This window comes from Deltaproteobacteria bacterium GWC2_55_46 (assembly GCA_001595385.3).
In the GTDB taxonomy this organism is placed as follows: domain Bacteria; phylum Desulfobacterota; class GWC2-55-46; order GWC2-55-46; family GWC2-55-46; genus UBA5799.
The window spans coordinates 1,206,992-1,224,678 of the sequence record LVEI03000001.1 but is presented as its reverse complement, the minus strand read 5'-3'; the positions used below and the strand labels follow the sequence as shown (position 1 = coordinate 1,224,678).

At 56.2% G+C, this 17,687-nt stretch carries 13 protein-coding genes and 1 pseudogene; 12 read left to right on the top strand and 2 right to left on the bottom strand.

Annotated features, from left to right (window positions below):
• The first annotated feature begins 23 nt into the window (after window positions 1–23).
• From A2V21_305780 to A2V21_305730, 11 genes and pseudogenes are all read left to right on the top strand, one after another.
• Window positions 24–311 carry a hypothetical protein gene (locus A2V21_305780; protein ID OIJ73817.1) on the top strand — a complete coding sequence of 96 codons (288 nt, stop codon included), beginning with the start codon at window positions 24–26 and terminating at the stop codon, window positions 309–311.
• A complete protein-coding gene (porA, locus tag A2V21_305775; GenBank protein OIJ73816.1) occupies window positions 311–1,501 on the top strand; it encodes a pyruvate ferredoxin oxidoreductase in 1,191 nt (396 codons plus the stop codon). Before A2V21_305780 ends, porA begins: the two co-directional genes overlap by 1 nt.
• Window positions 1,502–1,557: 56 nt before the next feature.
• A complete protein-coding gene (locus A2V21_305770; GenBank protein OIJ73815.1) occupies window positions 1,558–2,493 on the top strand; it encodes a pyruvate ferredoxin oxidoreductase in 936 nt (311 codons plus the stop codon).
• A 73-nt stretch (window positions 2,494–2,566) separates the two neighbouring features.
• Entirely contained in the window at window positions 2,567–3,049 is a 483-nt protein-coding gene (locus A2V21_305765; GenBank protein ID OIJ73814.1) for a dynein regulation protein LC7, read from the top strand.
• A gap of 81 nt (window positions 3,050–3,130) precedes the next feature.
• Window positions 3,131–3,718, top strand: a complete 588-nt coding sequence (locus A2V21_305760) for a gliding-motility protein MglA (protein ID OIJ73813.1) — start codon at window positions 3,131–3,133, stop codon at window positions 3,716–3,718.
• 63 nt (window positions 3,719–3,781) lie between these two features.
• Window positions 3,782–4,228: an aspartyl-tRNA amidotransferase gene (locus tag A2V21_305755; GenBank protein OIJ73812.1), complete on the top strand. Its 447-nt coding sequence runs from the start codon at window positions 3,782–3,784 to the stop codon at window positions 4,226–4,228.
• Window positions 4,229–4,429: 201 nt separating this feature from the next.
• Window positions 4,430–5,383 carry an NGG1p interacting factor NIF3 gene (locus A2V21_305750; protein OIJ73811.1) on the top strand — a complete coding sequence of 318 codons (954 nt, stop codon included), beginning with the start codon at window positions 4,430–4,432 and terminating at the stop codon, window positions 5,381–5,383.
• A 219-nt stretch (window positions 5,384–5,602) separates the two neighbouring features.
• Window positions 5,603–7,831: a hypothetical protein gene (locus tag A2V21_305745; GenBank protein ID OIJ73810.1), complete on the top strand. Its 2,229-nt coding sequence runs from the start codon at window positions 5,603–5,605 to the stop codon at window positions 7,829–7,831.
• Between the two features lie 11 nt (window positions 7,832–7,842).
• A complete protein-coding gene (locus A2V21_305740; protein OIJ73809.1) occupies window positions 7,843–9,591 on the top strand; it encodes a DNA primase in 1,749 nt (582 codons plus the stop codon).
• Window positions 9,592–10,339: 748 nt separating this feature from the next.
• Window positions 10,340–11,059, top strand: a pseudogene (locus A2V21_305735) (RNA polymerase sigma factor RpoD).
• 245 nt (window positions 11,060–11,304) lie between these two features.
• Entirely contained in the window at window positions 11,305–12,288 is a 984-nt protein-coding gene (locus tag A2V21_305730) for a hypothetical protein (GenBank protein OIJ73808.1), read from the top strand.
• An 85-nt stretch (window positions 12,289–12,373) separates the two neighbouring features.
• On the opposite strand, the gene A2V21_305725 is transcribed toward A2V21_305730, so the two are convergent.
• Window positions 12,374–12,865: a hypothetical protein gene (locus A2V21_305725; GenBank protein ID OIJ73807.1), complete on the bottom strand. Its 492-nt coding sequence runs from the start codon at window positions 12,863–12,865 to the stop codon at window positions 12,374–12,376.
• A gap of 311 nt (window positions 12,866–13,176) precedes the next feature.
• On the opposite strand from A2V21_305725, the gene A2V21_305720 reads away from it, so the two are divergent.
• On the top strand, window positions 13,177–13,383 hold the full coding sequence (locus tag A2V21_305720; GenBank protein ID OIJ73806.1) for a 30S ribosomal protein S21: 207 nt from the start codon (window positions 13,177–13,179) through the stop codon (window positions 13,381–13,383).
• 222 nt (window positions 13,384–13,605) lie between these two features.
• On the opposite strand, the gene A2V21_305715 is transcribed toward A2V21_305720, so the two are convergent.
• Window positions 13,606–17,625, bottom strand: a complete 4,020-nt coding sequence (locus A2V21_305715) for a hypothetical protein (protein OIJ73805.1) — start codon at window positions 17,623–17,625, stop codon at window positions 13,606–13,608.
• Window positions 17,626–17,687 lie beyond the last annotated feature (62 nt).

Here is a 17,687-nt window from a genome sequence, read left to right as displayed (position 1 = left end):
AATAACGAAAGGACCGGAGATCCATGAACGATAAAAAGCAATACCCTATCGGAGGGGTGATACCAAGGGGCGGTACGGCCCACGATTACACGACAGGCGGCTGGAGGAAGCTCCGCCCTGTTCTTAACAAGGAGACGTGCACCAACTGTCTTATCTGCTGGGTCATGTGCCCTGATTCCGCGATCATCGCGGAGGACGGCAAGATGATCGGGTTCGACCTCGATCACTGCAAAGGCTGCGGCATCTGCGCCGTCGAATGCCCGGACAAGGTCAAGGCGATAAAGATGGTAGATGAACAGGAGGCGGAATAATGGCTATAACAGCGACTAAGGGCCAGGTAGGGCTCACTGGTAATACGGCCGTAGCCTATGCCATGAAGCAGATAAACCCTGACGTATGCGCTGCCTACCCGATTACCCCGTCCACCCAGATAGTGGAGGACTTCTCGGGCTACGTGGCTGATGGAGAGGTGACGACCGAGCTTGTGACCGTCGAGAGCGAGCATTCGGCGATGAGCGCCTGCATAGGGGCCTCAGCCGCCGGGGCGAGGGTGATGACCGCCACGTCTTCACAGGGGCTGGCCCTCATGTGGGAGATGCTCTACATAGCCTCCGGCATGAGGCTTCCCATAGTGCTCACGAACGTCAACAGGGCCCTTTCAGCGCCCATAAACATCCACTGCGACCATTCTGATTCGATGGGCGCGAGGGACTCTGGCTGGGTCCAGTTATATTCCGAGACCGTCCAGGAGGCCTATGACAACATATTCATGGCCGTGAGGATAGCCGAGCACGAGAAGGTGCTACTGCCCACGATGGTATGCCTCGACGGCTTCATCACAAGCCACGCCATCGAGAACATCTCGCTTCTGGACGACCAGGAGGTAAGCCAGTTCATAGGCGAGTACAAGGCCAGGACAACGCTCCTTGATACCGACAACCCGGTCACCCTCGGCGCGATGACCCTGCAGGACGTATACATGGACTTCAAGCACCAGCAGTCGGAGGCCATGGTAAGGGCAAAGGACGCGGCCATAGAGGTGATGAAGGATTTCGGCAAGAGGTTCGGAAGGGAGTACGGCCTCTTCGAGTCCTACATGCTCGATGACGCGGAAGCGGTCATAGTGGTCCTTAACTCGGCCGCGGGGACGACAAAGGTGGCCGTGGACGAGCTCAGGAAGAAGGGCAAGAAGGTAGGCGCGCTCCGGCCCAGGGTCTTCAGGCCGTTCCCCTGGAAGGAGATAGCGGAGGCCCTTGCGGGCAAGAAGGCGGTAGCGGTCCTTGACAGGGCCGATTCGATGAACGCCTTTGGCGGTCCTGTCTGGAACGAGGTGCGCTCCGCCCTTTATGACGCGGAGGCGCGCCCGAAGATGATGAACAGGATATACGGCCTCGGCGGAAGGGACTACAAGGTGAAGGACGCCATCGCCGTATTCGAGGAGCTTCTCAAGACAGCCGAGACCGGCAAGGTAGAGACACTGGTCAAGTACATAACCCTGTAAACGGTAGCGGCATAACAGAAAATAATGCCGGTTAAAACGGCATAAAGAGGTTAAAAATGGCGACTTTAAAGGATCTTTCAAGGCAGGATGAGCTCTTCACCGGCGGGCACAGGCTCTGCGCCGGATGCGGTATCCCGCCCATAGTAAGGCTCATCCTCCGGGCCGCAAATGGCCCGGTCGTGGCAACGACAGCCACTGGGTGCCTCGAGGTCGGCACTACGATCTATCCATATACCGCCTGGCGGATACCGTGGATACATTCGGCCTTCGAGAACGCCGGGGCCACCATAAGCGGGATAGAGGCCGCTTATAAGGCGATCAAGAGAAGGGGCAAGCTCCCCGGCGGCGACAAGGACATAAAGTTCGTCGCCTTCGGAGGCGACGGTGGCACGTACGACATAGGGCTGCAGGCCCTTTCCGGGGCACTGGAGCGCGGCCAGAACTTTCTCTACGTCTGCTATGACAACGGCGCGTACATGAATACAGGCGTACAGCGCTCGAGCGCCACTCCGTCCTTTTCCAGCACGACTACCTCTCCTGCGGGCGAGGTCATCCCGGGCAAGCTCCAGATGAGAAAGGACCTCACCAGGATAGTCGTCGCGCACAACGTCCCCTACGCGGCGCAGGCCAGCCCGCACAACTGGGCGGACCTTTCCAGAAAGGCCGAGAAGGCCCTCAGCATGCAGGGGCCGACCTTCATGAACGTGATGTCCCCCTGTCCGCTCGGCTGGTATACGAAGCCGGAGGACTCGATGAAGCTGGCGAAGCTTTCGGTGGATACCTGCAGCTGGCCGCTTTATGAGGTCGAGAACGGGGTCTTGAAGATAACCTACAAGCCCAAGGAGAAAAAGCCCATCGCGGACTGGCTCAAGCCACAGGGCAGGTTCAAGCACCTTTTCAAGCCTGAGAACGCGCACCTTCTCGAGGAGTACCAGAAGATGATCGACTCTGAGTGGGAGAGGCTCCTCGCGCTCGAAGGCAAGCGCCTCTAACAGCGCTACCTTCACCAAGGCATCATCAGGACAGGCAAACAACGCCGCACAAGAAGGGTAGGTTGGTAGGTCCATGCCTCAAAGCTCTTTTGTCATGTTCGATGAGGAGTACAGGGAGATCACCGCTGTAATAGAGAAGCTCCTCAGGGAAGCAAACGCCAAGTGCGTCTATCTCGTTGACAAGGACGGGCAGTTGATCGCCTCAAGCGGCGCGACGAAGGACATAGACGCGACGTCACTCGCGTCCCTTACCGCCGGGAACATAGCCGCCACAGGGGGGCTCGCCAAGCTCATAGGGGAGAAGGAGTTCTCTATCCTCTTCCATGAGGGGGAGAAGGACAACCTGCATATCTCCGTAGTCGAGCAGCGGGTAATACTCGTCGTGATATTCGACAAGAGCTCCTCTCTGGGGCTTGTAAGGCTCAGGGTCCGCAAGGCGAGTGAGGAGCTTGGAAAGAGCATACAGAAGCTCATGGCAAGGATGGCCGGGGGCGCGGAGAAGGAAAGCCTCCTTGAGGAGATATCAGACGAGGACATAGAAAGGCTCTTCCATTAAGCCGTCAGCCACAAAGGCCATACAGTTTTTATCCGCCGTCCCGGGGAACCCGGGACGGTTTTTTACGGACCCGTTGGTGAGATGTCGTTCATAAATTACTCGTCCAGGGAAATAAACTGCAAGATCGTGTACTACGGGCCGGGCCTTTGCGGCAAGACCACGAACCTGCAGTACATCTACAGGAAGACCAGGCCCGAGGCCAAGGGCAAGATGATTACCCTTGCCACCGAGACCGAACGGACCCTCTTCTTCGACTTCCTGCCACTTGCCCTTGGCGATATCAAGGGCTTCAAGACCAGGTTCCACCTCTACACAGTACCGGGGCAGATATTCTACGACGCCTCCAGAAAGCTCATCTTGAAGGGGGTGGACGGGATAGTCTACGTCGCCGACTCGCAGGTGGAGAGGATGGACGCGAATATCGAAAGCTTCGAGAACATGAAGATAAACCTGGAGGAGCAGGGCTACAGCCTCCCCCAGGTGCCATACGTGGTCCAGTACAATAAAAGGGACCTTCCAAACGTCGTCCCGGTCGCCGAGCTTAAGAAGGTCTTGAACCCTGAGGCCGTGCCTGACTTCGAGGCCGTGGCAAGCGTTGGGACTGGCGTATTCGAAACGCTCAAGGCCGTGGTGAAGCTCGTCCTTATCGAGCTTAAGAAGAGCACATAAAACGTAGGCCGGGTTGTGCGGTAGTAGACGCGACGCTTCGGCGCTATCAAAAGGAGTCTGCCGGTGAGCTTGAGAGAGCAGGTTACGAAGGACATGGCCGTTGCGCTTAAGGCGGGGGAGAAGGCGAGGCTCTCAACTTTGAGGATGCTCATGAGCGCCATCAAGTACAAGGAGGTCGACGCCAAGCACCAGCTCGACGACGAGGAGGTCATCTCCGTCATATCGACCCTCATCAAGCAACGGCATGACTCCATCGACCAGTTCAGGAAGGGCGGCAGGGAAGACCTCGTGGACAAGGAGACGAAAGAGGTCGAGGTCTTGAAGGGCTATCTGCCTCCGCAGCTTTCAGAGGAAGAGGTCAGGAATATAATAACGAAGGCTGCCGCTGAAACGGGCGCCACGGGACAGAAGGACATGGGCAAGCTCATGAAGGCAGTCATGCCGCAGGTAAAGGGCAAGGCTGATGGCAAGCTCGTGAATGAGATAGTCAAAGAAGTACTGGGGGCCTGATACATAAGCCGCCGCGGATTGAAAAAATAATCGAGAGCGATTGCTGATGCATGGAGGTTGTTGACCCCATGCAGCCTGCGAACAAAATAAAGACCCTCTTCCGATCATCGGAAGGGGGTCTTTATCATTGGACGCAAAAAGATAGAACTTACGATATAATCGGGTTATAATACCGGTCAAATTCCAGCAGGGTGTTTTTTCATGAAGATAAAAGAGATATATGAGAAGGCGATTAAGAGGGGGATGGCGCTCGACCCGAGGGGGGCTGGAGAGGTCGGCAGCGTTCTTGAGGACGCCAAGAAGGACTACGACGACCTGAAGGATAAGGAGCGCAAGTGGTTCGACTCCGAACGGCTCAGGAACCCGTACGCTGACTCTCGTATGCTTTACGGAGACCCTGAAAAAGAGGTCAGGAGGGCCCTCGTCGGCATAGATATCGAGGTAGGGGAAGTGGTCCTTGCCGACAGGCTCCGCGAAAGCGGAAGGCCCATCGACCTTATAATAGCCCACCACCCCGAAGGCAGCGCCATGGCAAAGCTCTACGAGGTCATGGACATGCAGTCGGGCATACTCCTTAAGTACGGGGTGCCCATAAACGTAGCCGAAGACATAATGGAAGAGCGCATAAAGGAAGTGGAAAGGCGGCTCATGCCTACTAACCATACCAGGGCGGTCGACGCGGCGCGCCTCCTGGATATACCCCTCATGTGCCTCCATACGCCGGCGGACAACGCCGTGACGGATTATCTGCAGAGGTTTTTTGACGAATCAAAGCCCCACTGCGTCTCCGACGTTGTAAAGATATTGAAGGACATACCCGAGTACATCTCCTCGATGGAAGAGCTCTTCATGGCGCCAAAGGTGGTCACAGGCTCTGACAAGAGGAGGGCCGGCAAGGTCTTCGTCGACATGACCGGGGGGACAGGCGGGTCGAAAAGGGTCTTTGAGAAGCTGGCCGTATCCGGCGTGGGCACGGTGGTCGGCATGCACATAAGCGAGGAGCACAGGAAAGAGGCCGCGAAGCACCACATTAACGTGGTCATAGCGGGCCACATCTCGAGCGACAACATCGGGATGAACCTGCTCCTCGATAATATCCTCGACGGCGTGGAGGTCGTTGCGGCCTCCGGGTTCAGGAGGATAGCCAGGACCTGAGGTTTCCGCCGGGCTTTTAACGGCTTTCAGATGACAATGTGCGGATAATCCGGGAGGGCTTAAAAAAGCGCCCTCCCGATAGAGGCCTCTTCGCACGTTGTCAGGTGCAGTTCAGACCCTTGTAGCATTGCCGTGGACGAAACAACCCTACTGACCCTCGAATACCCTGCTGTTCTGGCTGAGCTCGCCTCCTTTTCCATGACCCCCGTGGGAAGGGAAATGGCGCTTGGGCTCAAGCCCCGCGCCGATATCCGTTCGATAGAGGGCGCGTACGCCGATTACTCTGAGGTCGCCCTCCTTATACAGGTATCAGGGACCCTGCCGTTAGGCGGCGTAAGCGACATAAGGGGCCTCCTTTCAAAGACCGACGTCGAGGGTTCGTATCTCCTCGCGCCGGAGCTCCTCATCTTAAGATCGAACCTCGCTTCAGCCTCCATCATCAAATCGCTTGGGACCCAATCGTTCAGCCGCTCTTACCCGAGGACGTCGGAGCGCATAGGCCGCGTTTCCGACCAGGAAGCCCTGTACTCGGAGCTTGAGCGCATACTCGACGACAAGGGCGAGATAAAGGACACGGCCTCGCCGGAGCTTTACAGGATAAGGCGCGAGGTAAGGGCCAGCAAGGAGCGCGCCAGAAGGATACTCGAATCGATAACTATCGACAAGGATACGAGGGATTACCTCCAGGAGGATATCATCTCGATAAGGGAGGACAGGTACGTGCTCGCCATCAAGGCTGGCATGCACACCACCTTCCAGGGGGTCGTGCACGGAAGGTCCGGGAGCGGCTCGACCTATTTCATAGAGCCCATGCAGTTGGTCGAACTGAACAACAAGGTGGCTATCCTCAAAAAGGAGGAGAAGGCCGAAGAGATAGAGATCCTGAAGGAGGCGACAAGGCATGTCGCCAGCCAAAGGGATCTTATCCTGAGTGACCTGGATGAGATATCCTGCCTTGACCTCATCCAGGCAAAGGCGCTCTTCGGTAAAGAGATAGGGGCGATAGTACCGGTCGTAAGAGAAAAGGGGGAGGTCAGGCTCAAGTCCGCAAGGCACCCTTTATTGGTCTTCAAGGAGAAGCAGGGGGCAACACCCGCGATACCCATCGATTTCAGGATGCCGGAGGAGACATCCGTTCTCGTCATATCCGGCGCGAATACGGGAGGAAAGACGGTCGCGCTAAAGACCCTTGGCCTTCTTACCCTGATGGGCCTTTCGGCTATTCCTGTGCCGGCTCAAGAGGGGAGCGAGATCGTCGCCTTTGAGGATATCCTTTCCGATATAGGCGACAGGCAGGATATAATAGCCTCGCTTTCGACCTTCTCCGCCCATGTGAAGAGGATGAGGGAGTTTCTTGAGACCGCTTCATCCGGCACGCTCGTCCTCATAGACGAGGCCGGCGCCGGCACAGACCCTTCAGAGGGCGGCGCGTTCGCCCTCGCGGCCATCGAGACTTTGCTTGAGCGGGGCGCGAGGACGGTCGTGACCACGCACCTTAACCTCCTTAAGGCTTACGCGCAGGCGGACCCGCGCTATCTTAACGCATCGGTCGAGTTCGATGAAAAGACATGGCGGCCCCTTTACCGGCTATGCTACGGTGTGCCTGGGCCTTCCCTGGGGCTTTCCATAGCCCAGAGCCTCGGCATCCCCGAAGGCGTCATAACGAGGGCGCGCGGCTATATTAAAGAAAAGGAAGGGGCCTTCATCGAATCGATCAGGACCCTTGAGCGGGAGAAGGAAGAGGTGAGGGGGGCGAGGGAGAGGCTCGCGGTGCTTGAGGCCAGGCGGAACGAGGCCCTCTCAAGGCTCAGAGGCGACAGGGAAGCGCTCGTCGAGCGGGCCAAAAAGAACGTCGAGTCGATGGTCCGGAAGGCGAATGACGAGATAAGGGAAGCGCTTGAGAGGTTCAGGGAAGAAGGGAAGGCGGCGGGAGGAAAAAAGGCATCGGCCAGGGTAGACAAGGCCGTGTCGAAGCTCAAGGCCAGCTTCTCTCAGAAGGCGGAGGCCTATTCCCCGAAGGCCGGGGACAAGGTAGCCCTGGCCGGTTCCAGCTCCAGGGGGGTCGTTGCCGCTGTCGACGCCGAGGGCAAAAGGGCGGAGGTGATGGTCGGAGCCCTGAAGGTCTGGGCACCCTGGGAAAGGCTCGTAAAAAGGGGGGCCGACAAAGGCGCTCCGTCTCAAGGAATCGGCGTTATTGCCGATATGGAGTTAGCGACAGCGCTCAAGATCATAGGTATGCGGGTGGATGAGGCCCTGCCGCTGGTGACAAGGTTTATCGATAACGCTCACGTAAGCGGCATAGGGAGCGTTGAAGTGATACACGGCATCGGCACAGGCGCGCTCGCGAAGGCCGTCGAGGAATATCTCAAAAAGAACCCGCTCGTAAAGAGGTTCCACCACGGAGAGCCCCCGAGGGGCGCGGGCGTCACTGTCATAGACCTCAAGTAGGCGGAATATAGATGACCATACCGAAGGACAAGATAGAAGAGGTCAGGGAACGCGCCAGCATCGTCCAGGTGATATCCGACTATATGCCCCTTACGAAAAGGGGGCATAACCACGTGGGCCTGTGCCCGTTCCATTCCGAGAAGAGCCCTTCTTTTACGGTAAGCGAGCAGAAGAAGATATTTTATTGCTTCGGCTGCAACGCCACAGGCAATGTCATCACCTTTATCATGAAAAAAGAGGGGCTCACCTTCCCGGAGGCTGTCCGCTCTATCGCCCGCAGGTACGGGATAACCATAAACGAGTTCAGAAAAGAGGCCTCCGACGACAGGGAGGGGCTTTACGCCGCGCTCAAGGCGGCCTCCGAGTATTTTATGGCGGAGCTCAGGACGCCGCACGGCGAAACGGCGAGGGAGTATTTGAAGGGCAGGGGCATGACAGGGGTGATCGCCAGGGAGTTCAAGGTGGGCTTCGCCCCCAACAGGTGGGACGGGCTCGTGAACTACCTCAGGAAGAATGGCGTAAGCACCGATACCGCGGAGCGCGCGGGGCTTATAATAAAGAGGGATAATTCCCCAGGCTTTTACGACAGGTTCAGGAACAGGGTCGTATTCCCGATAACGGACATGAGGGGCAGGGTCATAGGTTTCGGTGGCAGGACCCTCGATGACAAGGTACAGCCAAAGTACTTGAACTCCCCCGAATCCCCGGTATTCAAAAAAGGGGAGACGCTCTATGGCCTCTCCCAGGCAAAGGAGCCTATAGCCAAAGAGGGCTCCGTCACGGTGGTCGAAGGGTACTTTGACCTTGTCGCCCTCCATAAGCACGGGTTTACGAACAGTGTAGCTACGATGGGCACGGCATTGACACCAGAGCACATAAGGATCCTTAAGGGCTATGCCACCACCATTTATGCCCTCTTCGACGCTGACGAGGCCGGCAGGAGCGCGGCTATAAGGGGCTTGAACCTGTTTTTGAACGAGGACGTTTCCTGCAGGGCCGTACTGCTCGACAAGGGCAAGGACCCGGACGAGTTCCTGAAGCTTTCAGGCCCCGAGGCCTTGAGGGAGGCGATAAAAGAGGCGCCGACTCTTATGGAGTTCTACCTTGGGAATCTAAGGGGGAAGCTCAACCTTACCGCACCTGAAGGGAAAAAGAAGTACTTCGGGGAATCGCTCGCCTATCTTTCGAGGATAACGGACATAGCTGAGCGCGGCCATTACGCATCTATCGTAGCGTCGACCCTTGGCATAGGGGTCGAATCCGTCTATGAGGCGTTGAAGTCGCCCAAAGAGGGGAAGGGGCTTAAGGTCAGGGGTGTGGCCACAACAGGGAACTCACGGCCGGAGGTCATCGTGCTGAGGGTGCTTGTCAAGCATCCAGCCCTCTATAGCCCTGAGGCCCAGGCCGCCATCGAGTCTTTCATCGACCCGGAGCTTAAGGAGGCCGGAAGGATCATCTCTTGTCTCTGCCGCGAGGGGAAGGGCATCTCAGGCACAGGCCTCCTTGACGGCGTTGAAGACCCGGGCCTTAAGGGGCGCATGGCCGAGATGCTGTTGAGAGAGGATGACGGCTTTGTGGAGGAGCCTGAAAGGATGCTCCAGGACAGCATAAAAAGGGTCTTGAACAGGGGGAATATCAAACCCTCCACCCAGGAGTTCACGCGTGAGAGCATAAAACTTCTGGAACAGATGGGAAGGTCGGAAGTGGCTTTGGAGATAAAAAAGAGGCTTGAGATTGGGTCCCAGGGCAAAAGACACTGAGAAGATGGCGAATAAGGAAGTAGCCGAGGATACCTTCGAGGAGCGCGAGCTCGACGAGCTTGATCTCGAGGAAGACGCCCCAGAGCGGGAGCCTGGTCTCGATGACCTGTCGTCTGTCGAAGACGAGGCCCGGGAAGTGGAGCATCCGGCCGTAGCCTCGACGGACCCGGTAAGGACCTACCTCAAGGAGATGGGCTCGGTCTATCTCCTTTCGAAGGAAGAGGAGGTGGATCTCGCCAAGGCGATCGAGGCGGGAAGGGCCGAGATAACAAGGGAGCTATTAAAGACAAGGATAATAATAGACGAGCTCGAAGGGCTTAAAAACAGGCTTGCCGAGAGGAAGCTGAATGACGAGGTCCTCGAGTACGATGACGACGAGGGCTTTATATCCGAGGATGAGGAAGACCGCCGGAAGGTACTGTTAAAGATAGACCGGGCGCTCAAGGCCTTTCCCGGTCTCCCCAGGGATAAGGAAAATGATAAGGCCTGGGGCAAGCTTGTCGCTCTCGTGCTTGATATCGAGCAGAAGGCCAATATCTACGAGAAGGTCATCGAGGACCTGAGGTCGTACGCGGAGGAGCTCAAGGGGCTCGAGGACAGGAGGGCGTATGTCGAGGCCCTGCCCGCAGACGGGGGCGAAGGGATAAACGGGGAGATAGCCGCGCTTGAAGCGAGGACCGGGCTTAACGGCGGCGAGCTATCCGCCCTTGTGGCGAGGCTTGACGATTGCGAGTCGAGGATAGATTACGCGAAGGAGAGGCTCATAAAGGCGAACCTGAGGCTCGTGGTGAGCATCGCGAGGAGGTACAACAACAGGGGGCTGCAGTTCCTGGACCTCATACAGGAAGGCAATATCGGCCTCATGAGGGCCGTCGAGAAGTTCGAGTACAGGAGGGGGTACAAGTTCTCCACATACGCGACGTGGTGGATAAGGCAGGCGATATCCCGGTCGATAGCGGACCAGGCGCGCACAATAAGGATACCTGTCCATATGATAGAGACCCTCAATAAGCTCGTGCGCACCTCCCATTACATGGTCCAGGAAAAAGGGAGGGAACCTACCCCGGAAGAGCTTGCTGAGGCATTGAGGCTTACCGTCGAGAAGGTGCGCAAGATAACAAAGATAGCGAAGGAGCCTGTTTCGCTCGATACCCCTGTCGGGGAAGACGGCGACAGCCTGCTCGGGGACTTCATCGAGGACAAGGAGGCAGCCGTCCCGCACGACGAGGCGATAAGCAGCGACCTCACCGGCCACATGAACGAAGTGCTCTCTACCCTTTCTCCCAGGGAGGAGAAGGTATTGAGGATGAGGTTCGGCATCGGCGAGATGAAGGACCATACCCTTGAGGAGGTCGGCGCTTTCTTTAACGTCACGCGCGAAAGGATACGCCAGATAGAGGCCAAGGCGCTAAGAAAACTCCGCCACCCGAAAAGGTGCAGGAAACTCAAGACGTTCTCGGAAAAATAAAGGGGGCTCCTCTCAACCAGAAAAAATCCTACTTTTTAAGTAACAACCTGTTTTATAAAAAAATCAAAAGGACGTTTAGTATATTTTCTTGACAAATAAGTAACAGTTGTTATAATTGGCTCAAGTTTTATTCGCCCTTGGTTCATGGCGGGCCTCCGGCGTAACGGGCGATGATGCCACGTATCAACCCAAGCAGGTTGTGCGCGGCATATTTTATTTCAAAAAAAGTTTAGTCCGGAGGTAGTATGCACGCCATCCGAATCCTCCTCACATTCTTCGCTATCTCATTCACCGCAATAACGGCAGGAGCCGCGGACATATCAAGCTACCCCGAGGGCATAGCGGCGAGCGGCATAGGCGGCTCAAGGCACAACATGGGCGCAACCGGAAAGGTCATAACAACAGGGTCGACGACCGAGATATGCGTCTTCTGCCATACGCCGCATTTCGCGAATACCGGCGACAATGGCATCGGGCCATTATGGAACAAGCGCATCGTGCCAACTACTTATACCGCTTATGGCACGACCATGGGCGGCAACACCGTATCTACCGTCAGCGGGGCATCTCTGGCGTGCTTGAGCTGCCATGACGGTACAACCACCTTCGACAACCTGGTGAACCTTCCGGGTAAAGACGGTATAACCTTTGGTGGAAGCGGCAGCGACAGCAACCGGAGCTGGGCGTTCGGGATGCCGTCGCCTTTCATAACACCCAATGTCCTCCTCGACCACTTCTATGTGGGAGGGGTGAGCTGCGATGACTGCCACAGCAGTGGTGCAGACAAGGCACAGAACGTCCTCAGGTTCATTGTAGGCACCAATCTTTCGAACGACCACCCGGTTTCCGTACCATATACCACAACGGTTGCAAGCTTAAGGCCTGTGAACACGGTCATCGGTACGATAAACATTTCGGCCGACCTGAACGCTGACGCGGCAACGGCCTATGGCGGTAACCTTCTCCAGAACCGCTGGTCGGTCAATGGATTCATAACCAGCGGCGCTTCTATAAGCGACATCCTGCGCGATGGCAAGGTCGAGTGCACGTCATGCCATGACCCGCACTTCAATAACCTGAGCTGGGATGAGACCGAATCGACATGGGCCGATGGTCTTAAGACCGACTGGTGCAATGACGAAGGGGAGGCCTGCTCTGACGGCATGTTTTTGAGAAGGGTCGGAGGTAACACCGGAAGCGCCCTGTGCAGGACGTGTCACGAGAAGTAAAGATAAAAAGCAGCTCTTTCAAAGGCCGGCGGCATCCCCGCCGGCCTTTTTTTTATTCAAGAGTGTAAAGATCAGGCATGAGGCGTCAGAGCTTGTCGGCTGGATCGGTTTCAGGGGCCTGTTCCTGAATGACGGCAGGGGTGGCAGCCGGGGCTGAAGGCAGGGGCTCGCCGCTTTTTCTGAGGATCTCCTGGACTCTGCGCTGCATCTCATTCAGCTTGAGCATCATCTCGTTGGCCTGGGAGCCCTTGAAGTTGGAGAAGATGACGAGCTTAAGCTCGGTCATATCCCTTTGGAGCGCCTGAAGGTCGCTGGTGAGCCTCCCGAGCTTTGCCTCGGAGATATCGTGCTGGTCCATGAGCTTTATGTACCTGCCGGTGATATCTCCGATGGCCCTCCCGCGCTCCTTCACCTTGACCTCAAGGAGGCCGATCTCCTCGTTGCCTGAGGCCTTTTCACGATTGAGCTTGTCGACAAGATAGGAGATGTTCTCTTCACAGGCGCGCCTGGAGACGCAGCCGGAAAGGATTGGCAGGGTGAGGATGGCTATAAGGGCTGTCCGGTAAAGTTTTACCATAGAAGGTAGCGCCGTATATCGGATTTTATAGAGCAGTCTACCAGAAAATATGATTTTTTTGAATATGAATTCTGCAGCCTCCACCCCACCGCAACGAACTTGCATGGGAGGTCGGACAAAACGCTTTATTCCGAAAAAAAGCTTATAATCCAAGAACTCTCCTGATCTGATTCCGTTTAAAATATTTGACTTATGTTGATGTTTTGGTATAATTTTATATCTTGCCATGAATTCAGGCCAGCCCTGTCAGCTTAATTGCGGGGGTAAGGGCATATTCTGAAGTAATTTTGTCATAGAGGGGGTGTTAACTTTTGTCAGAGGTAAAGGTATATGACGACCAGCTTGAGAAGGCGCTAAAGATCCTCAAGCGTAAACTCGCCCAGGACGGGACCTTCAAGGAGATAAAGAAGAGAAGGTTCTATGAAAAGCCGAGCGTAAAGAAGAAGAGAAAGCGCCAGGAGGCGGCAAAGCGTCGCGCCAAGGCGTCTAAAAAGAGCGCCAGAAGGGTTCAGGAGTAAAAGGCATAAGCCCTCTTCCGAACTTGAAAGGCCCCGGATTTCCGGGGCCTTTTTTTGTGCCCTGACCCTCAGCGGCGCGGACCATGGGCATGCAAATTTTTGCTTGTGATCTCTTCTCAGTTTTATCTCAAAAACCTGATGCTCGCTGCCGCGCTTGTATTTGACTCATCCCCCTTTGATGGGGGAGGTTTGAAGAACTCAGCAGTTTGGCTTAGGGGAGGTTCAATGAAATTCAGGGGAGATATCCCCGAATGAGGTCTGCCCTGGGAACTCGAAGAAGAGCCTGTAGCCTTCTTCATAAGCCGCCGTGTGGAACAATATCGCCCTGCGAGAAGGGTCTTCCTTGAGCCACGAAGCAACCGCGTCATGCTCAGCCTTTACGGCAGCCCTTATCCCCACGACCTTCGCGCCAACCCGCCTCGCCTCAGCGATGGCCACGCCGGCCCCGCCATACTCTTTTACTTCTACCGGGAGAACGTTCATCGGCTTTCCGGAATATTCCGCAAGGGCCTTGAAGTAACGCTCCGGCGTGTCGTAGTACTGAAGCGGGTATCTGCCGGAGGAGGCAGTGACCACGATAGGCTCTTTAGCGTCTATCGTAACGGGCTGGTCCCCGATGACCGCGCCTTCACCTCTTTTTTTGACCGGCGCGGAGCCTATTATAGCCGCTTTCGTCCTGGCGCCTATGAGCATATTGGCGAACCTGTCGGTAGGCATATAGACGTTCACCCCGTTGGAGGCAAGGTAGTATGCGGCCTCCGCCTTGCCGTAATAGTCTCCGCACCCGACCGCGAGGTCCGCGCCGAGAGAGTCCCACGCGATGGCGCTTATGCCGTGGGTGTCGTTTATTACGGCTGTGCCCTCGTCAGCGACCAGGTTTGACGGGTAGTTGAGCACCTTATCCCCTGAGACGCTGAACCTGAACTTTCCACCTGCGTCCGGCGCGTACCAAACGCCATCTATTTTTTTAACCACGGTTCCCCATACAGGCTCAATCCTTGCCCCGGCGTACTTTACTATCTCCTTTATCCTCGCCCCTTCGTGCCAGGGTACTATCTCTTCAGTGTCTATCTCCCATGGCGGCGTCTTTATGTTGTACGCCGAGAGCCAGTCCCTTGAGACTCGCTCGACCTGTGTCTTTACGAGCGCGCCCTTTTTAAGCATTATGGCGGACCTGCCGAGGATTATGCTGGTAAAATCCCTCGGCGCCTTCACCCGCTCTATTTTAACTGGCTCAAGCCGCGCGTCTTTGGCGGATTTCTTATGGACCCCTGAGATGATGGCATCCGTATAGCCAGCCCCAAGTCCGGCAAGCTCTTTTTCCCTGGATGTTCCGGCGGTTGCGGCCGAGATGGCAAAGAGGTAGCCCGCGTCAAGGATGTAAAAGGTTTCGTTGCCCGCAAACCCCTTTACGAGGCTTGCGAGGGCGAGGGCGTAGGGGCCTGTCTTCCCCTGCGCCCCTTCAAGCCCCCTGTCGTAGGTCTTCTTGAACTCTTCCACGGAGCTATAGTGGTTCGTTATGACGGGCCTGAACTCAAAGCCTGGCGGAAGGTTGATATCGGCCTCAGGGGGCATTAAGCCGGCGAACTCCTTTTGGAGGGCATGGTAGGCCTTCTTCAGGTGCGTTCCATACTCCGGCTGGCTCCATCCCTTCCAGGTGTAGCTTATGAGGCCATTTTGCGGGATGGCATCGGTTATAAACGCTCCGCCGCTTAAGTTCGCGGCATTTGAGTCATCCAGGCTCCGGGGCTTGTAGGAGACGGCCATGAGCCTGATCCCTTTCGTAGTGACCCTCCTGTCAGAGGAGTATATGAATCTCAGGGCCGATGGGTCGGCTACTCCCAGCAGCCCCCACGGCAGCCTGATCTCGATCGTGCCGTGTTCCTTGCTGTAGTAGAAGTCGGCGAGGCTGTCTTCCTTGATGCTGCCCTGCCTTAGGGCGCTCGCGTTATAGAAGGTCTCGGGGTATATCTCGCCGTCCCTTCCGAACCTCCTCCTGTGCGTGACGATGATATCTGAAAAGAGGCCGTTTTCATTGTAGACGCTCCCGAACACGGGGTTCTCTTTGTAGCCTGTGAGGCCTGGCAGTTTTTTGAGCGAGGCGTCGAATACTATTCTTGCCAGTTTATCGTCTACAACGACCCTGCTCCTGTCCCCATGGAGGAGTATCGCGTACTCAAACCCGACTGGGCTTCTGTAGCCGGTGGAAAACGGCAGCAGGTGGTCGCCTTCATCGTCGCTGTAAAGGTCGATCGCTATGATGTACGCTGCCCTTGACCAGTCTATCTCCCCGCCCACGTCCATCCTGAGATACAGATAGCCGGCATCGGAGTCGGCAAAGAGCCGTTTTATCGTCCTGCCGGGGTTTGCCCCGTCATTCATCGGCGTAAGGGGACTCGAGTCTTTTGAATAGACAAGTGCAGAGCCTTTCCAGGAACCGGCTTCGCCCTGGAGCTTGCCGCCATGTGTTGGGGCGGCGGCCACGACCCCGTATGCCTCCTCCGGGTCCTGGGCGTTGTACCAGAGCTGGTCGTTTTCTTCCGATGCCCGGGTCATCCAGTTTGATTTGAACCATTCGTCAATCCAGGAGAAGACTATCCCTCCGGCAGAGCCGGCCTCTTTTATGCTGAGCGTCAGCTCTTTTAGTATCCTCGCCTGCTCTTCCTCGTTATGGCCACCGTGGTCTAACCCGGCGGGATGGAAGCGTGCTACCCCCCTGCTTGTCGGCACGCCATATTCTGATATGAGGAGCGGCATATTCCTGTATCTCGATTTCAGCTCTTTGAGGTAATTGAAATAATAGGGCGAGACCCCGGCTGGAGAGGCCTCCGAGTACTTTTTATCGTTTCGCAGGAAGTCCGGATAATAAGGGTAGACATGGTAGGATGAGAAAATGCCGCCCCTGAACGCCTTATCCAGAACCTGTATCTTCGTCTCGTCAAGGCTCGCGGCGTCCTCGTCAAAGGCCTTGCTAAAGTCCCGGTCAGGCAGGTACTCTCCGGCCTTTCTCCTGAGCGCCACCTCTTCTTCAAGTGTAGCTTCGGATGGGTGGTAGAGCGGGTCGAGCGGCGGCCAGTTCATGAAGGCCACAGGGCGCGACACCTTGAACTCTTCAAGTTCATAGCCCACAAGGTGGTCGAGCATCCATGTAAGCCAGGCCTCCATGGGGGTAGCGTTCTCGATTGCGAGGCGCTTGCCGGTAAAGGCCGTATCCTTACCGATCCTGTTGTAGGCGACCACGTCTGGCGGCTCCCATTCGCGCCCGAATATGAAGCCCATGACGTAATCCGATACGTCGTTCCTGTATATGCCGTGCGCGTGGCCAAATCTCTTCTCTATCTTTGCCCTGCCGTGGATTATGCCGACGGCGTTCTCTATCTCTTTTTTTACCTCTTCAAGATAGTGTGCCGCGCGGAAGTCGTGGTCAGGAGGCAATTCAGCCCAGATGCCCTGTATGAGAAAAAGTTTTTGGTCAAAGGGCCTTCCCTTATTGAATTTTTTCAGGGCCGAGTAGAACTGAGGGGGGAGGAGGGTATAGACCCTTATCACATTGGCATTCATCCTGCCGATAGAGTCGAACCATTCGAGATAGAACCTCTCTTCTTCAGGGAACTCAGTCGGGAACTTGCCTGGGGTGCCGAAGCCGAGGTTGACGCCTTTAAGGTAGACGGGGCTTGGTGTCTCGCCCTGTTTACCGATCCAGAAATAATTCCCCCTCGCGAAGAACTCGATCCGTTCTCTCGCCCCTTCTTCCGCGACGACCTCTCCAGCCGCCTCAAGCCTTTGCCTGGCCCTCGGGTTCTCCTTATCTATCGAGAGGACCGCGGCAAAGGCCTCGCGCGCTTTTTGGGCCTCTCCCATGCCTTCAAGGACGAGCCCCTTGCCGAGGAGGCAATCCGCGTCCCTGCTCGCCTCCGGCTTTGACCTGTTGAAGTTCTCAAGCGCCTGAGGCAAGAGGCCCTTCCGGAAATAGGAGTAGCCGAGCCCGCAGTATGAATTGAGCGCGCCGGGGTCCTTTTCAAGAGAGCCCATGAAGCTCTTTACAGCCTCGTCAGGGCGCCCGGACCTCAGGTAGGCCCAGCCCAGGAGGTTAAAGTCGCCGGATCTTTTCTGCTTATTTGACTCAAGCGCCTCTATAGCTCTATCAAACCTTCCCGACCTGTATTCGGTCAGGGCTTTGTCATAGAGGTCTTCTGCGTTGGCAGGGCTTGTTAGAAAGGCCAGAAAGAGAAGGGATATCAATTTGAGGCAGGTGTTTCTCTGCCGGACCGGTAAACTCTTGCGTACGTACACTGCTTTTCCGC